The 18,485-nt window shown below is 68.9% G+C and carries 15 protein-coding genes; 6 read left to right on the top strand and 9 right to left on the bottom strand.

All coding sequences use genetic code 11. From position 1 onward, the window contains the following. Nucleotides 1-78: 78 nt before the first annotated feature. Complete coding sequence (locus SYV04_RS27555; RefSeq protein WP_321548903.1) at nucleotides 79-3,918, bottom strand: tetratricopeptide repeat protein; 3,840 nt, start codon at nucleotides 3,916-3,918, stop codon at nucleotides 79-81. A gap of 93 nt (nucleotides 3,919-4,011) precedes the next feature. On the opposite strand from SYV04_RS27555, the gene SYV04_RS27550 reads away from it, so the two are divergent. Next, nucleotides 4,012-4,689: a double-CXXCG motif protein gene (locus SYV04_RS27550; protein WP_321548902.1), complete on the top strand. Its 678-nt coding sequence runs from the start codon at nucleotides 4,012-4,014 to the stop codon at nucleotides 4,687-4,689. 18 nt (nucleotides 4,690-4,707) lie between these two features. Here the strand turns inward: SYV04_RS27550 and SYV04_RS27545 are convergent, their stop codons facing one another. Continuing rightward, entirely contained in the window at nucleotides 4,708-5,622 is a 915-nt protein-coding gene (locus SYV04_RS27545) for a hypothetical protein (RefSeq protein ID WP_321548901.1), read from the bottom strand. 232 nt (nucleotides 5,623-5,854) lie between these two features. Here SYV04_RS27545 and SYV04_RS27540 point away from each other — a divergent pair, with 232 nt between their 5' ends. Continuing rightward, a complete protein-coding gene (locus SYV04_RS27540; RefSeq protein WP_321548900.1) occupies nucleotides 5,855-6,259 on the top strand; it encodes a hypothetical protein in 405 nt (134 codons plus the stop codon). A 33-nt stretch (nucleotides 6,260-6,292) separates the two neighbouring features. On the opposite strand, the gene SYV04_RS27535 is transcribed toward SYV04_RS27540, so the two are convergent. The 3 genes from SYV04_RS27535 to SYV04_RS27525 all read right to left on the bottom strand — a co-directional run bounded on the left by SYV04_RS27535 (nucleotide 6,293) and on the right by SYV04_RS27525 (nucleotide 9,509). After that, nucleotides 6,293-7,045, bottom strand: a complete 753-nt coding sequence (locus tag SYV04_RS27535; RefSeq protein ID WP_321548899.1) for an enoyl-CoA hydratase — start codon at nucleotides 7,043-7,045, stop codon at nucleotides 6,293-6,295. Nucleotides 7,046-7,099: 54 nt separating this feature from the next. Continuing rightward, nucleotides 7,100-8,077 (bottom strand): hypothetical protein, encoded by a 978-nt coding sequence (locus tag SYV04_RS27530; protein WP_321548898.1) that lies wholly within the window; start codon nucleotides 8,075-8,077, stop codon nucleotides 7,100-7,102. A 148-nt stretch (nucleotides 8,078-8,225) separates the two neighbouring features. Beyond that, on the bottom strand, nucleotides 8,226-9,509 hold the full coding sequence (locus SYV04_RS27525; protein ID WP_321548897.1) for a cupin domain-containing protein: 1,284 nt from the start codon (nucleotides 9,507-9,509) through the stop codon (nucleotides 8,226-8,228). A 187-nt stretch (nucleotides 9,510-9,696) separates the two neighbouring features. On the opposite strand from SYV04_RS27525, the gene SYV04_RS27520 reads away from it, so the two are divergent. Then, on the top strand, nucleotides 9,697-10,386 hold the full coding sequence (locus SYV04_RS27520) for a phosphoribosyltransferase (protein ID WP_321548896.1): 690 nt from the start codon (nucleotides 9,697-9,699) through the stop codon (nucleotides 10,384-10,386). Nucleotides 10,387-10,440: 54 nt separating this feature from the next. Beyond that, nucleotides 10,441-10,992, top strand: a complete 552-nt coding sequence (gene orn / locus SYV04_RS27515; protein ID WP_321548895.1) for an oligoribonuclease — start codon at nucleotides 10,441-10,443, stop codon at nucleotides 10,990-10,992. 36 nt (nucleotides 10,993-11,028) lie between these two features. On the opposite strand, the gene SYV04_RS27510 is transcribed toward orn, so the two are convergent. Genes SYV04_RS27510 through SYV04_RS27500 form a run of 3 tightly spaced genes read right to left on the bottom strand, consistent with a single transcriptional unit; the run spans nucleotide 11,029 to nucleotide 15,504 of the window. Continuing rightward, complete coding sequence (locus SYV04_RS27510) at nucleotides 11,029-12,621, bottom strand: class I adenylate-forming enzyme family protein (protein WP_321548894.1); 1,593 nt, start codon at nucleotides 12,619-12,621, stop codon at nucleotides 11,029-11,031. A 14-nt stretch (nucleotides 12,622-12,635) separates the two neighbouring features. Beyond that, the gene (locus SYV04_RS27505; protein ID WP_321548893.1) at nucleotides 12,636-13,127 is read right to left on the bottom strand and encodes a hypothetical protein; all 492 of its coding nucleotides are present in this window, start codon (nucleotides 13,125-13,127) and stop codon (nucleotides 12,636-12,638) included. Between the two features lie 31 nt (nucleotides 13,128-13,158). Beyond that, on the bottom strand, nucleotides 13,159-15,504 hold the full coding sequence (locus tag SYV04_RS27500; RefSeq protein ID WP_321548892.1) for a GAF domain-containing protein: 2,346 nt from the start codon (nucleotides 15,502-15,504) through the stop codon (nucleotides 13,159-13,161). A 251-nt stretch (nucleotides 15,505-15,755) separates the two neighbouring features. Between SYV04_RS27500 and SYV04_RS27495 the strand changes: the two genes are divergently transcribed. Then, nucleotides 15,756-17,453 (top strand): sensor histidine kinase, encoded by a 1,698-nt coding sequence (locus SYV04_RS27495; RefSeq protein WP_321548891.1) that lies wholly within the window; start codon nucleotides 15,756-15,758, stop codon nucleotides 17,451-17,453. Here the strand turns inward: SYV04_RS27495 and SYV04_RS27490 are convergent. Beyond that, nucleotides 17,450-17,911: an FKBP-type peptidyl-prolyl cis-trans isomerase gene (locus SYV04_RS27490; RefSeq protein WP_321548890.1), complete on the bottom strand. Its 462-nt coding sequence runs from the start codon at nucleotides 17,909-17,911 to the stop codon at nucleotides 17,450-17,452. The two genes, SYV04_RS27495 and SYV04_RS27490, sit on opposite strands and share 4 nt — an antisense overlap. 60 nt (nucleotides 17,912-17,971) lie before the next feature. Here SYV04_RS27490 and SYV04_RS27485 point away from each other — a divergent pair, with 60 nt between their 5' ends. After that, on the top strand, nucleotides 17,972-18,460 hold the full coding sequence (locus SYV04_RS27485; RefSeq protein WP_321548889.1) for a CinA family protein: 489 nt from the start codon (nucleotides 17,972-17,974) through the stop codon (nucleotides 18,458-18,460). The last annotated feature ends 25 nt before the right edge of the window (nucleotides 18,461-18,485 follow it).

Below are 18,485 nucleotides of genomic sequence, written 5' to 3'. Positions count from 1 at the left end.
GGATCACCCCAGCACTTTGACAGAGAGGCCACCGGCAACGTCAAGGCCTGTACCGCTGACGTCGAGGAAGGTGCAGAGTCATGACTTCGTCAGGCGCTCGAAGATGGCCTTGTATTCCTGAATCGCTGGAGAGAGTGGGCGCTGAAGGGTTTTGCTGTATTCCTGCACGTTGATCAGCAGGACCTTCAGGGTCTGCACGAAAGCGTAGGGGTTGCGTTCGAAGAAGGGCCATAGCGTGCTGAGGGCCTCTTCAGCGGCGGAGAATGCCTCCTCAGGCCGTCCCAGTGCGATCAATCGTTTGCCCAGGTTGCTGAGGCTCATGGCGAGGTCGGGCAGGAAGGCATCCGGGTTGCGCTGAGCCAGCGCTCGGCGCAGTTCGACGGCTTGCTCCGTCGCCTTCAGCGCCTCCTCAGACCGTCCCAGTGCGCTCAACCTGTTGCCCAGGTTGTTGAGGCTTGAGCCAAGGTCGGGCAGGAAGGCATCCGGGTTACGCTGAGCCAGCGTTCGGCGCAGTGCGATGGCTTGCTCCGTCGCCTTCAGCGCCTCCTCCTGTCGGCCCAGTGCGCTCAACACTGGTCCCAGGTTGTGGAGGCCCATGGCGAGGCTTGGTTGGAAAGCATCTGGGTTTCGCTGAGCCAATGCTTGGAACAGTTCTACGGCCTGCTCCGTCGCTTTCAGCGCCTCCTCCTGTCGGCCCAACTCGCTCAACATCAGGCCTAGGTTGCCGAGGCTCGAGCCAAGGTCAGGCTGAAAGGCATCCGGGTTTCGCTGAGCCAGCGCTCGGCGCAGCTCAACGGCTTGCTCCGTCGCCTTCAGCGCCTTCGCTTTCCGGCCCACTGCGCTCAACATCAGACCCAGGTTGCTGAGGCTCAAGGCGAAGTCCGGCTGGAAGGCATCCGGGTTGCGTTGAGCCAGCGTTCGGAGCAACTCGACGGCTTGCTCCGTTGCTTTCAGCGCCTCCGCTCGGCGGCCGAGTGCCCTCAACTTGGTACCGAGGTTGGTGAGGCTTCCCGCGAGGTCGGCTTGGAAGGCATCCGGGTTACGCTGAGCCAAAGCTCGATATGCTTCAGCGGCTTGCTCCGTCGCCTTCAGAGCCTCCTCTCGCCGGCCCAGTTCGCTCAGTCGGTTGCCCAGGTTGTTGAGGCTTCCGGCGAGGTTGGGCTGGTAGGCAATCGGGTTGCTCTGCGCCAGTGCTCGATACGTTTCAGTGGCCTGCTCCGTTGCCTTCAGTGCTTCCTCTGGCCGGCCCAGTGCGGCCAACATCAGGCCCAGGTTGTTGAGACTCATGGCCAAGTCGGCTTGGAAGGCATCTGGGTTGCGCTGAGCCAGCACTCGGTGCAGTTCGACAGCCTGCTCTGTTGCCTTCAGAGCTTCCTCTCGCCGGCCCAATGCGCTCAACGTCAGGCCCAGGTAGGTGAGCAGACCGGCCCTCTCTGCACGTCCTTTCGGATCCTCCGCGTCTGGGAGTGCCTGCAACAGTGTGCGGCCTGTCCACTCGGCGACCCGCAGGAGCGATACTGTCTGCTCAGGGATCCCCACGGCTTCCAACTCACGGGCCAGCTCCACATCTCCCTGTGCTTCGAGTCGCTCCGCCAGTTCATCGCCTAGCACCGAGAGTGCGGTGCGCTGCCCAACGGCCATCGCTGCTTCCAGTGCGATCTTTGCGCGCGAGTGCAGCGGACCGGCGAGGATCTTCTTGAGCCATCCTTGAGCGACAGAGGGCTGCATCGCGGAGGCTCGGCCAAGTACCTCCAATCCAGTTCGCAGGGCGGCGGGTTCATCACTGACAGGGAAGACCCGGTCAATCCAGTCCGTTGGGAGCGCATCGGCCTGATAGGGAGGAGCCCCCGCCATGCGCAGCACCATTCCCTCGCCGAGCAGATCCGGCTCCAGCGCAGGAAGGAACATAGCCGGGTTCAGCGCGCCTCGTTGGTAGAGCCTGTGAAGATGTCGGATCAGCGCCTCTCCATCGTCGGAGAGCGGGCGTCCGAGGATTCTCTGTGTGAGGCTTTGAGCTTCCTCAAAGGTCTTCAGTCCTCCTCGAAGCGTGGCTGCGGCCACTATTTGTCGCGCCTGAGACTGTCGATCTCCCGCAGCCCAGAAGCGCTCCTCGTGGTCGAGGATGATCTCCATCAGCGTGTTCGCGTTGAATTCGAGGCCTTCCACTGCGGCGAGCGCAGCCATGTGCAGATAGAGGACACGCTCGAAGCGCGGGTCGGACAGCGACATCGGGGCTCGTCGCTCGTACCGCTTCCCGCGCTTCTCGGCGAGCGCAGTTGCCGCCTCGTGGAAGAGCCTCTCTCGGTCGGTTTCACTCTGGGCCAACGTTCTCAGTTCGTACGGCGGCGTGGTGCCGAGCCACACTTCCAACTCCGAGTCCGCTTTCAGCAGTGACGTCCACCAATCGCCTGCATTGCGTGCCAGGAGTAGCAGCCGCACCCTTCGAAGTGCGCCCATGCCTTCCTGCCTCGCATAGCGCCACATGCGTCGGAGTACTGCGGGCAATTCTTTGAAGCGACTCTCCGCGTAGTCGAGCACCACCAGCACCGGTGCCCCGCTCGCCCACAGCTTCTCGAACCAATCGCCGGGAATCCCCTTGGGCAGGAAGCCCACCTTCCACCCTCGCGGCTCCAGGCGGTGCATCCACTCGAGGGCGAGTCGTGTCTTGCCGATCCCTCCTTCCCCGTGGAGGAGCCGCACCGCAACGGGTGGGCCTTCATGACACCAACGATCGAGTTCCGCGAGGACGGGTTCTCGTCCTCCTTCGTGGAAGGGGACGACCTGGTAGCGCGCCTGGAGTAGGGCGGAAGGGGGTGGCTTCTCCGGCAGTTTCTCGGTGGACTCCGAGACCAGGAGATCATCCAGCCCTGGAATGACGTCCACTTCGAGGTTCTCGCGCAGGAACGCGATCAGGTATTCGGCCGAGGCCCGGGCGGCGAACTCCTTGAAGTGGTCGTCGCGGCCATGGTTGGCGAAGTCCATCACGCCCTTCATCACCAGTGCGTCGAGCTTCTGGTCTCTCTGGGCGTGAACCAGCGCTCCGAGGGCTGCTGCCTCCATCTCCAGGCCCAGCGTCTTGCGCATGTATTCGGAGATGAAGCCCCACGCCCGTTCATCCTCAATGACCTGGTTACCGCTGCCCATCGGCGCGACATGGATCTTGAAGGGCAGGACCTGTCCCGTAGGCGAGAGATCAGGGATGCGGTTCCGGTACTTGATCCGCAGCGGACCAATGCGCTGGAGCCCTGCCTCGGTGAGTTTCAGGGTGCCGTGATGGACGAACTCGTCTCTCCAGAGAGAGTCGATCACCTTCTCCCACTGTGGGCAGTACACCTCGCTCTCGGGAAGAGCCGATGGGTTCTCGACTCCCTCGGCCAGCTTGAGGAGGACCCAGTTCTCCTGCCACACGTAGGGAATGGGACGCTGCTTCCACCAGTCCTCGTTCCGGAAGGGAGCGGTGGAGCCGAACTCCTCCAACTTCACCTTCCAGTCGTCGCGCAGGTTGTACGTCCGGAGATCCTGCTGCACCTGGTCGGGCAGTCGCTTGCCGGTGTCGTGGAAGAACAGTCGCTCCGCCGCCACCACGTCGCCCAGGTTCGTCTTGCCCGGACGACCCGCGCACACCCCGCACATCGCCACGCACCGAGGCTGATAGGCGGCAACCAGGGGAAGCAGCGCGTTCGTCGCCGCCACGGCGCCCATGTCTCCCGCTTGAGCCACTGCCACGCGCAGCGGTCGGCCTCCCTTTCCAGAAAAGGAGCGGAACGCTACCGGAAGCCCGTTCGGGCCCGACTGCTTCTCCCAGCTGCTTCCCGGCAGGGCACCCGCTTCCACCTGGAGCGCTGCCTGATACTCCAGTGTGATCGCCGTCAGGATCACCACGTCGACCCGGCGCGTGCGCTCTTGGTTCTCGGACACGCTCCGAGCGTATCGGCCGGTGCTGCACCTGCAAAGCTCTGCCACTCCGTCGCGAGATCTACAAACGCGAGGATATGCTCAAGAGGTTCCCCCATGGTTTCGGACCTGCCACCTGACCCTCGCTTCTTCGTGCTCGAGGCGGAGGTGTGGGGACCTCACGGCACGCACTTCGACACCGCCGCACCTGACAACCGAGGTGACGCTCCCCATTGCCCGCGGTGCGGCGAGCCCATCGGAATGCTGACCTGGCTGCCGCCATACCGCGCCGAGCTGGAGCTGCATGGAGGCGCTTTCGGAGACTTCCTGGAGGGCCCCGGCTATGAGGTCCTCCTTTCGGAGCGTCTGGCGGAGGCGTTTCGGAAGGAGGGGCTGACGGGGTTCCTCGGCTTCGAGCCTGTTGAGGTGCTACGCGTGCGAGGCAAGCGCAAGAAGTCTCAGGCGCTCGCCGTGCCTCGCTATGTCGTCGTCACGCCTTGCCTGGGCCGTGGCGCGGTGGATGAGGCCCGTAGCCGCCTGCGTCACGCAAAGCCCGTTACATGTCCTGAATGTCGCTCCGGAGGACTGGACTCCATTCACGGCTTCGCGCTGGAAGCTGGCTCATGGAAAGGCGAGGACGTGTTCCGTGCCCGTGGCTTTCGCGGGTGTATCGTCGTCTCCGAGCGCTTCACGGAGTTCGTCAAGCGGCACGGCTTCACGAACATGAAGCTCACCCCCACCGAGGAGTACGTCTGGGATCCGCTTCGCAAGGGTCCTTCGGCGCTGTCGACCTGACCTCGGCTCTGCTCCGTCTCAAGCGCGGCGCCAGCGCATCGATAAGAGGGACAGGGCCACCAGCGCACTGCCCGCGCCCACCGCGACCCGCAGCGGTCGGCGCAGCACCGTCCCCAGTGCCTCCAGCGCGCCGTTCGTGAGCTCCCGGCTCGTTCTCCGCCACTGCTGCGACAGCGCCCCGCCAGCACCTCGGACGGTCGCGGCCGCGGAGCGCTCGACGAGCGTCTCCAGGGACGCCCCCAGCGCCTCGCGCGAAGCCCCTGGGCTGGACGCCAGCTCCTCGCGGATACCCGCGGCGATGCCCCGCACCAGTCCTCGGCCGGCGCGCTCGAGCAGCTTCTCGAAGGGGTCGGAGTTCTCCTGGAGCTTCGACGCCACGCCCTCCACGAGCCCCTGGCCCACCTTCGAGGCCACCTCCGCTCCCAGCGGCGCCAGCAGCCGCGCGTCCTCCGCGAAGGTCGGCACAGCTCCGTGGAGCCCCTCCATGGCCGCCGTCACCACCCCCCGCGCCATGGCCTGGGCGCGCTCTCCTGGCGAGTGAATCTCCTCGGTGCGCGAGTGGGCGAAGGCCACCACCTCGTCCAGCAGCCGGTTCAGGCGCTCCACGAAGGAGTGCAGCGGCATGCCCCCGTCCTGCCACTCCTGCTCCAGCACCTCCAGCGCCCCTTGCATCGCCGACGTCGCCAGCGTGCGGGCCGCCGCCCCCGGCTCCTGCCCCTCTCGCTCGGCCGCTTGATGCACCAGCCGCCCCAGCACCGTGAGCGCGTCTTCCAACAGCGCGCGCAGCTGCGCGTCGAACTCCGGCAGCTCCTGACGCAGTCCGTCAGCCGCCCCTCGCACCGCGCCGCTCGTGGCTTCGCGCACCGCCAGGCGGTTGAGCGTCAACGCCAGGTTGCGAAGCGCCTCCATCGGGCCCGCGCGCTCCTTCCCCATCCCGCCACCGTCCTTCCTGATCGGTGCTCGCTCGCGGCCCGAGCGCGCTTCTCGAAAGCTACGAACGGCCGGAGGAGGCAGCAACCCAGGAGGACGGCGGACGCCCGGTCCTGGGCGCTCAACCGGACGGGCGCGGGCACGTGATTCCTGGGGAACAGTCCCATGCGAGTTATTTGTTGATGTTCAAAGTAATTGGTTGACGCTCAAAGTAACCAGGATAATAGGTAGCTGCGTGACTGAAGCCGCTCTTACACAGCGGGTCCAGCGCTTCCTCATGACGCACATCGACTCCATCGAGAAGCTGGAGGTCCTCCTCCTGCTTCGAAACGTGACGGAGCGGGAATGGACGGCATCCGCGGTGGCACTGGAGCTGCGCATCACCGAAGCATCCGCGGCCCTCCGGTTGGAGGACCTCGCCGGGAGCCGGCTGCTCGTCCGCAGCGGGGACTCGCCGGTGGCGTACCGCTACAGTCCGGCGAGCTCCGACGATGTGCGCTCCATCGCGGAGCTGGCGACCGCGTACTCGGAGCGGCGGGTCAGCATCATCACCTTCATCTTCTCGAGGCCGCAGGCCCGCGTGCAGGGCTTCGCGGATGCCTTCCTGCTCCGGAAGAAAACGAACGAGGGGCCCGACTGAGGCGAGGCCACGGTGGTGCCCCTCGGAGCCGGGCTACTTCGCCTTGCGGTTCATGAAGGCGAGGAAGGCCTCGCGCGCCTCGTCCGAGTTGAGCCGCTTGACGAACTCGGCGCCCTCGCGGCGCAGGGTGGCGTTCACCTCGGCGCGCAGCGGCTCTCGCAGCAGGCGCTTGGTCACCTTCAGCGCCTCGGTGGGCTTGGCGGCCAGGGCCCGGGCGCGCTCGCCGGCCACCTCCATCAACTGGGCGTCGGGCACCACGCGGCTGACGAAGCCGGCGCGCTGCGCGGTGGCCGCGTCGAAGGGCTCGCCGAACATCAGCAGCTCGCTCGCCAGCGTCATGCCCGCGTTGCGCGGCAGCAGCAGGCTGGAGGCGCCTTCCGGGCACACGCCCAGGTTGATGAAGGGCATGACGAAGCGCGCGCGCTCGGAGGCCACCACGTAGTCACAGTGCAGGAGCATCGTCGTGCCGATGCCCACCGCCGGCCCATCCACCGCGGCCACGATGGGCTTGTCGTGGTTCACCAGCGCGCGCAGGAAGCGGAACACCGCGCTGTCCTCGCCGGCGGGCGGGCGCTCCAGGAAGTCACCAATGTCATTGCCCGCGGTGAAGGTGCCACCGGCACCGGTGAGCAGCACCACGCGCACGCTGTCCTCCATGCCCGCCCGGAGCAGCGCCTCGGTGGCGGCCTCGTACATGGCATGGGTGAAGGCGTTCTTCTTCTCGGGACGGTTGAAAGTGAGGGTGCGAACGCCCTCCCCGTCCTGCGTCAGCAGGGTCTCGGACATGGCCGCGCAGCCTACTCCGCGCGCGGGGGATGGCGAAGCGCCTCGCGCACTGCCTCAGAGGCAGGCGCCACAGTCAGCCAGGCAGCTGTTCGCCGTGGTGCCCGTGCCGCAGCTCTCCGTCTTCTGGCAGATGCCATCGCCGCACACGTTGAGGTCCACCGCGCGGATGCGCGTGGTGATGGGCCGGTACGTCACCCCTCCGTAGGTGCATTGCGTGTAGTACAGCGAGTCGGCGTCCATCGTGCAGGAGAGCGCCTCGCACGCGCCCACCCGGAGGACGGGCGGGCACTCCGGGTTCACGCCGCTCGCCGTGGAGGACAGGGCGCAGCTCCGGGAGGTGCTCTCCTCGGGGGCCAGCGCGGCACGGTCATTGCCCGCGTAGAGGTTTCCCCCGGCGAACAGGTTGCCGAAGAAGCAGGCCTCCGTCGTTTCGTAGTCGGTCAGCTCCGAGGGCGCGATGGGCATCGGGGTGCCGTCGCCCTTGAGGCCCAGCACGGAGATGGGGACATGCTGCTGGTAGGGGTTGGTGTGAGCCGCCAGGCACGCGGAGACGACCTGCTGCTCCTCCAGGGTGGCCGTCGACCCGTAGGCCCAGTTCGGCGCCAGCCCCAACCCGCCCACCCACGTATAGGTGCGCAGCGTGGTCAGGCTGAAGTAGCTGCGGCTCTCCCCCTGCGGCACGGCGCAGTAGATGACGTAGCGCATGAGCTCGTCATGGGCGTACGGCTTCGTGTCGAACCACAGCCGGAACGACAGCGCGGACAGCGCGCTCAGGGACAATCCATTGACGGACAGGCCGTTGACGGACAGGCCGTTGACGGACAGGCCATTGACGGACAGCCCGTTGTCGCTGAGGTGCAAGATTTGGAAGTCCTCCAGCGCTTGTTCCTGGGCGCCCAGCTCCGGCGCGCCTTCGGGCCAAAGCGCCTCCGGGCCGCAACCCACTCCACCCACCACGGTGAGTACAAGCAGCAGCGAGACGCACCGGAACGCACCGCGGGGGAGCAGCGGAGACACAGGAAGTGGCTTCATGGGGGTTCCTCCCCGCCTGAGGGCAGGGGTGCTACGGGGGCCGTGCGAAAAGGCTGGGACGCAAACGAAGTAGACACGGCCGATGTATTTGGAAACCCCGCCAGGCTCATTTTTCCTGGGAAGGCCTGCCATCGGGAGACACGTGTTTTCAGCGTGTATTACCTGTTTCACGCAGGATACGTGCGGTGCGCAGCAGCTCCTCCTCGTGCGCGCGGCGCGTCAATCCGTGGTCCGTCACCGCCAGGAGTGCCAGCGGCTCGGCGCCGGTGTTGCAAGCCTGGTGCGAGGCCCAGCGCGGGACGAAGACGGCGTCACCGGGTTTGACGTCCACCGCCGTGCCGCGCACGTGGACCCGCCCCGTGCCCGCGAGCACCACCAGCAGCAGCTCGTGTGCGTGCTCCCGCGCCTCATCCGTGCGGCCCGGGGCCACGCGCAGCACCTGCGTCTCCAGCACCTCGGCGCCGAAGGGCACCGGGTCCACGGTGAAGTCGATGCCTCGCCACTCGTGCGCGTGGCGGTAGTGCGGCACGAGCTGGGACACCTCTCCCAGGTGGATGGTGCGTGGCTCGGGCTGCTCGGGCGCCAGCGGGAGCCGGGCCTGGATGCGCTCCATCAGCGGGCTGAGCCGCCGCTGCTGCACCGCCTCGAACAGGCCATCGAAGAAGTGGCCCTGCAACTCCAGCGCCCGCTCCATGGCCCCGGCGCACCGCTCGAACCAGCCCGGCTCGTGTACGTGCGAGAGCACCAGCGCCTCCAGCATGCTGGCGCGGGCGCTTCCCGGATCCATCCGCCGGTAGAAGAAGGGCAGGTGGCGCTCGGACACCCCGGCCTTGAGCAGCCCATCCACGAAGAGGCTGTAGAGCCGAGGCAGGGGCGCCTCCAGCCCCAACGCCAGGAAGGCGCTGGCCTCGCACGGCGGGGCGCGCAGGCACACATCCATGCACTCGCGCACGAAGTAGCGCGTGGCGTCCAGGAAGCGCGTGGCATCGGCATCCACCCCGAGCCCCTCGCGCAGGAAGCGGCGGAAGAGCGCCGCGGGCCGCTTCTCCGGCGGGGGCGCGCCCACCTCTTCCCAGAGCGCCTGCGTGAGCCGGGCACACCCTGTCTCGCTGTCACACTGGGCCAGCAGCGCGTGGAGGAAGCGCGTGGCGGAGCGGGTGAGCAGGGCGTACTGGGAGAAGATGAGCGCGTGGTCCTCGCGCGTGAGCATCCCCCGGCGGCAGGCGCGCAGCAGGCGGTTGTCCCAGAAAGGGTGAGAGGCCAGCCGCACGTGCAGCGCCTCCATCGCTGCTTCGGCCGAGGTGGGCACCTCATCGGGAGCGCTCATCCCGCACGGCGCTCCGGAGGAGGGGGCCGTGACGGGCTCGGGCACTCCCGGCTTCGTTGCCATGTCGAGGGGAGACAGGGCCAGGCCGGCGGAGGGTAGGCTCATGGTGGGACCCGAGGGAGGGATTGACGGTTCGACGAAGGTGCGCACGGACGGTCGCTCGGCAACCCCACGGGTACTTGTCCGAGGGGACAGCCCATTTGTCGAAGAGCGATCCAGCGAGGGAGCCCTCGCCCCTTCCTTTGACGCAACGCGCAGTCACCATGCTTTTCCTTCTAGAGGCGGAGGAGCCATGCGCTTTCGAGATCGGGCGGACGCGGGCCGAAGACTGGCGGCGAACCTGGTCGCCTACCGGAGTGAGGCGACGCGGGTGTTCGGGTTGGATGGCGGAGGGCTCCGGGTGGGCTTCGAGGTGGCCCAGGCCCTGGGCGCGCCCTTGGATGCGTGGGCGGCGCGGGCGGTGGAGTCCCCCAAGGAGCCCGGGCACCTGGTGGGCGCCGTGTCCGAGGGAGGGGGGCTCTACCTGGAAGTGGAGGGCATCCGCTCGGCCGCTGCCCCAGCAGCCGAGCTAGCGCGGTGGATGGAGTCGGAGGCGGGCGAGGTGGCGCTCGCGGCGCAGCGGCTGCGAGGGGGGCACCCCCGGCTCGACACGGGCCACTGCACGGTGGTGCTGGTGGTGGACGGCCTGGCTCAGGGGGACGCGCGGGTGTACGCGGCGCTGCGGGGGCTACGGCGGCAGGGCGCGCGGCGGGTGGTGCTGGCCACGCCGGTGGCCTCGGCGGAGGAGCTGGAGCGGCTGCGCCCCGAGGCGGACGAGGTGGTGTGCCTGCAGCCCATCTGGTCGCTGCACACGGTGGCCCCCGCGTATGACGACTTCCGCGAGGTGCCGGACCTGGAGGCGCGCCAGTTGGTGGCGCGGGCGCGCGAGCTGGCCTCGGCGGCTCAGGGAGCGGGCAGCGCGGGCCGAGGAGAATGGATGTAGCGCTTCTTCAGGTTGGGAGTACCGCCTCTGGGGCTGGTATAGGGTCGGGCATCCATGAATGCTCCCGAACCGCGCTTTGTCTGGCTGGACCTCGAGATGACGGGGTTGGACCCGGACACCTGCGCCATCATCGAGATTGGCGTCATCATCACCGGGCCGGACCTCCGGCCGCTGGCGGAGATGGAGCGCGTCATCTGGCAGCCGGAGGAAGTGCTGCTGCGCATGGAGCCCGTGGTCAAGGACATGCACACGCGCAACGGGTTGCTGGGGAAGGTGCGCTCCTCGCCCACTTCGCTGCGCATCGCCGAGCGAGACGTGACGGCGCTGGTGGCCGACCACTGCGCCATCAACGAGGGCATCCTCTGCGGCAACTCCATCCACACGGACCGGCGCTTCCTCATCAAGTACATGCCGATGCTGGAGCGCTTCCTGCACTACCGGATGGTGGACGTGACGAGCCTCAAGGTGCTCTCGCGCGCGTGGTATCCGAACACGTTCGAGCCGCGCAAGGGCGTCGCCGGGCACACGGCGCTGGCGGACATTCGCGCCAGCATCACCGAGCTGCAGTTCTACCGAGACACCTTCTTCCGCGCCAACCCTCCGTAAGCCGGAGCCGCCGGGGGCCCCGGCGCGGGCCTTCGCTCAGCGGGGGCTCAGCCGCTCGCGCAGCACATGCTTCTGGACCTTGCCCAGGGCGTTGCGCGGCAGCGCGTCCACGAACTCCACCCGGCGCGGCTTCTTGAAGCTGGCCAGTCGGTCCTTGCACCAGTCCACCAGGGCCTGCGCCTCGGGCGGAGGCTGGCCGGCGGCGGGCACCACCACCGCCACCACCTGCTCGCCGAAGTCGGCGTCCGGCAGCCCCAGCACCGCCACCTCGGCGACGCCCGGGTGCGTGGCGAGCACCTCCTCCACCTCGCGCGGGTAGACGTTGAAGCCGCCGCTGATGATGAGCTCGCGCGCCCGGCCGGTGATGTGGAAGTAGCCGTCCTTGTCCCGCAGGCCCAGGTCCCCGGTGCGGAACCACCACCCATTCGCATCGAACGACTCGCGCGTGGCCTCATCCTTCTGCCAGTAGCCGGCGAAGACGTGAGGGCCGCGGACTTCAATCTCTCCCAGCTCCCCGTCGGCCACCGGCACGCGCGTGCGCACGTCCACCACGCGCGCCTCCTGGCCGGGGAAGGGCATGCCCACCGTGCCGGGCCGCCGCTCTCCGTCGTAGGGGTTGGTGGTGTTCATGAGGGTCTCGGTCATCCCGTAGCGCTCGAGGATGCGCTGGTCGAACGTGGCCTCGATGTCCTGGAAGAGCTGGGGGCTGAGCGGCGCCGAACCGGAGACCATCAGCCGCAGCGGGCGGGGACGCACTCCGGTGCGCCGCGCCTCCTCCAGGAGCCGCCCGTACATGGTGGGCACGCCGAAGAACATCGTCAGGGAGGTGTCGTCCCGCAGCGCCTCGAGCACCTCCGAGGCCACGAAGCGGCGGCGCAGGTCCACGCTGCCGCCGGTGTAGAGCGTGCCGTGCAGGCCCACCATGAGCCCGTGCGTGTGGAACAGGGGCAGGGCCAGCAGCAGCCGGTCCGCGGCCGTCCACCGCCAGGCCTCGGTGACGGCCCGGATGTTGGAGAGCAGGTTGCTCTGCCGCAGCATCGCCCCCTTGGAGCGCCCGGTGGTGCCCGAGGTGTAGCCGAGCACGGCGATGTTGATGCTGCCGGGCAGCAGCATGAGGCGCTTGGGCTCCACGGGCTCGCCGAGCAGCGCGTCGAAGGGCAGCACGGTGAGGCGGGGCGGCAGCGCCACGGTGGGCGGCTCCACGGGGATGAGCCACTCCAGGGCGGGCAGGCCCGGCAGCAGCGGGACGAGCTCCTCGGCCCCGGCGGCGCCGGTGACGCAGGCGCGGGCCCCGGAGTCGGTGAGGATGTGGTCCAGCTCCACCTGCCGGTACTGCGTGTTGACGAGCACGACGATGCCGTGCGCGTACTGCACGCCGAGGTAGGCGATGACGAAGCGCGGGCTGTTCTCCAGGAAGAGGGCCACCCGGTCCCCGGGCTTCAGGCCATGGCGCAGGAGCGCCTGGGCGAAGGCGGTGACGTGGTGGGCCAGCTCGCCGTAGGTGTAGCGCTCCGCCTCGAAGCTCAGCGCGGGCCGCTCGGGCGTGTTCCGCGCGTGCTCCATGAAGACCTGGAGGAGGCTGAAGGGCGGCTGCCCCAGGTCGTCATCATCCGCATCAGGGGTCGTCATGACGGGGCGGCAGCCTAGTCCTTCGGCGCCACCTCCACCGCGTTCATCGTGAGCAGGTGGTAGACGAGCACGTTGCTCACCCAGAAGAACACCGCGCCGAAGCTCACGTAGACCAGCGGCGAGCCGGGCCACACCTGCAGCGGCGTGCCGAGCACCTTGTCGGCCACGAAGCCACCGAGCCACTCGCCGCACCAGGTGAAGGCGGTGCCATAGGCCACGCGCCACCCGAAGCGCACGTGCTTCGGCTGGAACCAGCAGTAGTGCAGCGTCCACAGCAGCCAGACGGCGCCCGCCCACAGCATCAGGCTGCTGAACGAGAACCAGCGGTAGGGCGAGGCCGGGTAAACCCATCCCCACTCGCCCTGGATGGCGCGGAAGAGCTGGTTCTGCGCCAGCTCCAGCAGCCAGAAGAACGGGGTGAGGTAGAGAATCTGCGCGGCCAGCACGCGGGCATAGGTGACGAAGGACCGCTCGTGCTGGCCCGTGGCCATGGTGAGCGTGTTCATCTCGAACTCCTCCATGAGAGGGGCACCGTGTTCACGGCCGGGGCAGCAGCACCGTGAAGGTGGTGCCCCGCTCCACGCTGGAGCGCACCTCCACCCTGCCTCCGTGACCGCGGATGATCTCCCGGACGATGTAGAGGCCCAGGCCGATGCTGCGGCTGGAGGTGCCCTCGGTGGGCGCCCCGCGCGTGAGCGGCTCGAACAGGCGCGGCAGCAGCTCGGGAGCGATGGGCATGCCGTGGTTGTGGACCTCGAGCAGGGCGCCCTCGGGGCCGCCCGCGGTCCGCACCTGCACGGGCGTGCCCGGGGCGCTGTAGGCCAGCGCGTTGCCCACCAGGTTGGTGAGCACCTGGGAGATGCGGTCCGGGTCCCACTCGCCGTGCCCGTCCCCGCTCGCCTCGAAGTGGACCTGCCGCGTGGGGTGCGCCTGCTGCACCTCGTCCACCACGTGCTGGGTGACTTCGTGCAGGTCCATGGGCCGACGCCGCAAGGGGATGCCGGTGCCCAGGCGGGCCTGGGTGAAGTCCAGGAAGTCTCGGATGAGGCCCGTGGCGCGCTCGCACGAGGAGGCGATGCGGCGCGCCGCCTTGAGCTGCCGCTCGGTGAGCCCGGGGCTGGCCTCGAGCAGCCCCGCCGCCATGGTGATGGCGCCCAGGGGGTTGCGCAGGTCGTGCGAGACGATGCCGATGAGCTGCTGCTCGAACTCGGCGCGGCTGCGCAGCTCCTCCTGGTCCCGCTGCTGCTGCTGGAAGAGGCGGGCGTTCTCGATGGACAGCGCCGCCTTGTCCGCCAGCTCCTCCAGCAGCCGCTGGTCCTCGGAGGTGAAGGGGCGCCCCGGGGTGTGGCGCGAGACCGCCAGCGCTCCAATCACGCGTCCCTGCACCCGCAGCGGCACCGCCATGAAGGAGTGGACGGGGAAGTGCTCCAGCATGGCGCGGTACTCGGGCTTGACGCCGGAGAGCAGCGACTCCTGGGGAGTGACGGGGATGAACAGGGACTGTCCGCTCCGCGCCACCTTGCCCAGCAGCCCCTGGTTGGCGGGGACCGGCGCGGCGCTGAACAGCTGGCGCATGTGTACCTGCGCCCCGGGCTCCATGTGCCGCAAGGAGACGGGCTCCAACTGCTGCCCATCCGCGGACAGCAGGCTGAGCAGGCTCGAGTCTCCCAGGTGGCACACCACCTGGTGGGCGATGGCGTCGAAGAGCGCGGGCAGATCGCGGTTGGCCGCGCTGAAGGCGTCGGTGGCCTCGGCCAGCACCTGGAGGCGCGCGGCGGCGATGCGCAGCAGCTCGTTGGACAGCCGCTCCTCCTCATATAAGCGGGCCCGATCGATGGCCTGCGCGCACGCGTGCGCCATCGCGTGGAAGAAGGCGCGGTCATCCACGGTGAAGACGCGCTCGGCGTCGAAGGACAGCCCGATGGCGCCCAGCCCCCGGCCCTTGACCAGCAGCGGCAAGGCGATGGCGGCGCAGGAGTTGGCCAGCACGGCCAGGTGCGGGTAGCGCGCCGCCCAGTCGGCCTCCGAGCCCAGCCACTGCGGCCGCCCCTCGCGCACCGCGTCCGTCAGCGGCACGTGGAGCGACAGCGGCATGCTCCGCCACTGCTGGAGGGTGGCCTCGGAGTAGCCCGTGGACTGGATGACCTCCAGGTTCTGTCCCGTCTCATCCAACAGGCACACCGAGCCGGCGGTGACTCCCAGCGAGGTCAGCCCCTGCTCGAAGAGCGCCCGCATCACCTGCTCCACGCAGGTGGCCTCCGCCAGCACCGAGGTGAGCGCCTGGAGCCGGGCGATGTGGCCGGCGGCCCGGTGCGCCGCCTCCCGCGCGAAGGCCTCCTGCCGACGCAGGAGCTCCGTCTGGCGTCGCACCTGCTGCTGGGTCCGGAACAGCTCGATGAAGACGGACACCTTCGAGCGCAGCACCTCCGAGGAGAAGGGCTTCTGCAGGTAGTCCACCGCGCCGTGCGCGTAGCCCTCCTGCACCTCCGCCTCGCCCCGGCCGTACGCCGTCAGGAAGATGATGGGGACGTTGCGCGTGCGCTCGCGCTGCTTGATGAGGGCGGCCGTCTCGTAGCCGTCCATGCCCGTCATCTGCACGTCCAGCAGGATGACGGCGAACTCCTCGCTCAGCAGCAGCCGCAGCGCCTGCTCACCCGAGCTGGCCTTGGCCAGGCGCACCCCCAGCGGCTCGAGGATGGCCTCCAGGGCGATGAGGTTGGCCGGGTTGTCGTCCACCAGCAGCACGCTGGGCTCGGTCGCTCCCCCGGGCGTCCGGGACCAGGTCGGCTCGTCCGCCAGCTCCAGGTGCTGGAAGGAGGCGCTCTGCAGGCTCGTTCCGTACCACGTAGGTGAAGGTGTGACAGTCGTCTCGGTGGGGATCAACAGCTTACCTACCCTTCAGCCTTGGCTACCGGGAGCATAACCGCCCTGAATTCTTGGAATGGGAGCTGGGTGACGCGGGTGAACACCGGTTAACCCTTTGAGACGGAGCAAGGATTTCCCTGGCGCCTCGCTGGGGGGACAGGCAGGGGAGCAGGCGCTGGCTCTGTCTGGAGTCGGACAGTGTGCGACCCACCGGGGATCCACCTGCCGCCAGTCCAGCCAATCTGACGCATGGAACGGAGAGGCTCCCCATGACGATGCGCGCGAAGGTGCTGCTGTTCGCGGCGGTGGCCGTGGGCCTGATGGGGGCCATGGGCGGGGCGCTCTTCCAGGGCGCCTTCCGGGGACAGTGGCTGCGCGTCCGCCTCGCCTCGGTCCACCAGCAGTTGGGCCTCTATGACCAGATGTACCACCGCGCCTGGGACTTCCTGGAGCGGCTGCGCCAGGCCTCGAGCGAAGGCCAGGACACGCGGGGGCTGCGGGTCGAGTACGAGCGGGGCGTGGCCGAGGCCCTCGCGAAGCTCGAGGCGAGCATCCCGGAGGAGCGCGGCTGGGACGAGGTGAAGGAGGATCCGAACGAGCTGCGCTACCTCGCGGACATCCACCAGGCCCAGCGCCAGTGGGCCACGCGGGTGGAGGCGATGGCGCGCTCGGCCTCGGCGCAGGCGCCGCTGTCACCGGAGGTGTGGTGGCGCGGGTTCACGGACTTCGAGAAGGAGGTGGGCCCGCACATCGCTCAGGCGGATGGCGCCAAGCGCGAGAAGCTCCGGGTGATGCGCCAGCTCTTCGATCAGAGCTTCCGCAGCGCGCTGCGGGTGGGCACCCTGGTGCCGCTCTTGTGTGTCGTGCTGGTGGGGGTGCTGGCGGGGCTCATCCTGGTGCCGCTGCAGCGGGAGCTGCGCGAGCTGCGGATGGGGGCCGAGCGCATCGGCCAGGGCCACTTCGAGGTGGAGCTGCCGGCGCGGCGGCGCGACGAGCTGGGCGCGCTGGCGTCGGCGTTCAACCGGATGGCGGCCGAGCTGCGGCAGACGTTGGAGGAGAAGCAGCGGCTGATGCAGGCGGAGGCCCAGGCGGCCGAGCGCGAGTTCCGCCGCTACAACGCGCTCTTGGAGGAGACGGTCCACACGCGCACCGCGCAGCTGGAGACAGCCAACGTGCAGCTGGCCGACAGCCTCCAGCGGTTGCGGGACACGCAGGCGCAGCTCATGTTCGCCGACCGGCTGGCCTCCATGGGGCGGCTGGCGGCGGGCGTGGGGCATGAAATCAACAACCCGCTGGCCTACGTGCTCAGCAACCTCAACTTCGTGAACAAGGAGCTGGGCCGGGCACTGAGCGGCACTCCGGAGGAGGAGCGCACCGAGCTGCTCTCGGCGATGGCGGACGCGCGCGACGGGGCCGAGAAGGTGCGCGTCATCGTCCAGGACCTCAAGACGTTGTCGCGGCCGGATGACGCGAGCCTCGGGTCGGTGGAGCTGGGCGCGGTGGTGCGGGGGGCGGTGAAGATGGCGGCGCACGAGATTCGCCGCCGCGCGCGGCTGGTGGAGGACCTCTCCCAGGCGCCGGCGGTGCAGGGCAACGCGGCGCGGCTGGGGCAGGTGTTCCTCAACCTGCTGCTCAACGCGGCGCACGCCATCCCCGAGGGGAAGGCGGAGCAGAACGAGATCCGCGTGTCGGCGCGGCCGGGAGAGCCGGGACAGGTGCTGGTGGAGGTGAGCGATACGGGCAGCGGGATTGCTCCAGAGCACCTGGAGCGCATCTTCGATCCGTTCTTCACCACCAAGCCGATGGGGCAGGGCACGGGGCTGGGGCTCTCGGTGTGCCACAGCATCATCACCACGCTGGGAGGACGGATCGGCGTGGTGAGCGAGCCGGGCAAGGGCACCACGTTCCGGCTCGTGCTGCCGATGGCCCCGGTGGAGCAGCAGGCCCGGCCGGGCGCGGCGGCCTAGGGGACGGAGATCAGCTCCACGTCGAAGACGAGCACGGAGTTGGCGGGAATCTGGCCGCGGGGCTCATTGCCATAGGCGAGCGCGGCGGGGATGACGAGCTTGCGCTGGCCGCCCACCCGCATGCCGGCGACGCCCTCGTCCCAGCCCTGGATGACGACGCCCTTGCCCAGGGTGAACTGGAACGGCTTGTTGCGGGTGCGGCTGCTGTCGAACCGGGTGCCGTTGGGCAGCCAGCCCGTGTAGTGGACCGTCACCGGGCGGTTCGCGAGGGCCTCGCTGCCCTCGCCGACCACGAGGTCCTGCACGAAGAGGCCGCTGTCGCGGCGCTCCATGGCGGCCAGGTCCACGTTGAGCTCGGACGCGTAGGTGACACGGGAAGGGTCTCCAGAAGAGGAGGAGCCCTCGTCGCCGCAACCCAGCAGCAGCACGAGCGGAAGGAGCATCAACGAGCGGAGCATGCGAACCTCGGGGTGTGGGGTGGCTCGAAAGTTCGCGGACTATATAAAGGAGGGCGAACCATGGAAGGAGCGCTGGAGGAGCACGCCCGGCGGGTACTCGAGCGCTACCGGGAGGCGGGCGCACGGCTGTGCCTGGTGGAGGCCTGCACGGGGGGGCTCATCGCCGCCAGCCTCACGGACATTCCGGGCTCGTCCGCCGTGGTGGAGCTGGGCATCGTCCCCTACTCGAACGAGGCGAAGGCGGAGCTGCTCGGGGTGGACCCGGCGCTCTTCCAGGCGCACGGGGCGGTGAGCGCGGAGGTGGCTCGCGCCATGGCCGAGGGGGCGCTGAGCCGCTCGCGGGCGCAGGTGGCGCTGGCGGAGACGGGGATTGCCGGGCCGGGAGGGGGCACGGCGACCAAGCCGGTGGGGCTCGTCTTCCTCGCGGTGGCGCGACGGGGCGCGGCGACCGTGGTGGAGCGCCACGTCTTCCCCGGGGACCGACGCGCGGTGCGCCATGCCGCGGCCCTGCGGGCCCTGGCGCTGTTACGGGAAGTCCTGGTGCCTTGACACCTGCATGAACCAGCGTAATCAT

Origin of the sequence: Hyalangium ruber (genome assembly GCF_034259325.1) — a bacterium.
GTDB classification, from domain to species: Bacteria; Myxococcota; Myxococcia; order Myxococcales; family Myxococcaceae; genus Hyalangium_A; species Hyalangium_A rubrum.
Note: the sequence above shows the minus strand (reverse complement) of the source record. Positions and strands in the feature narration are given on the sequence as shown.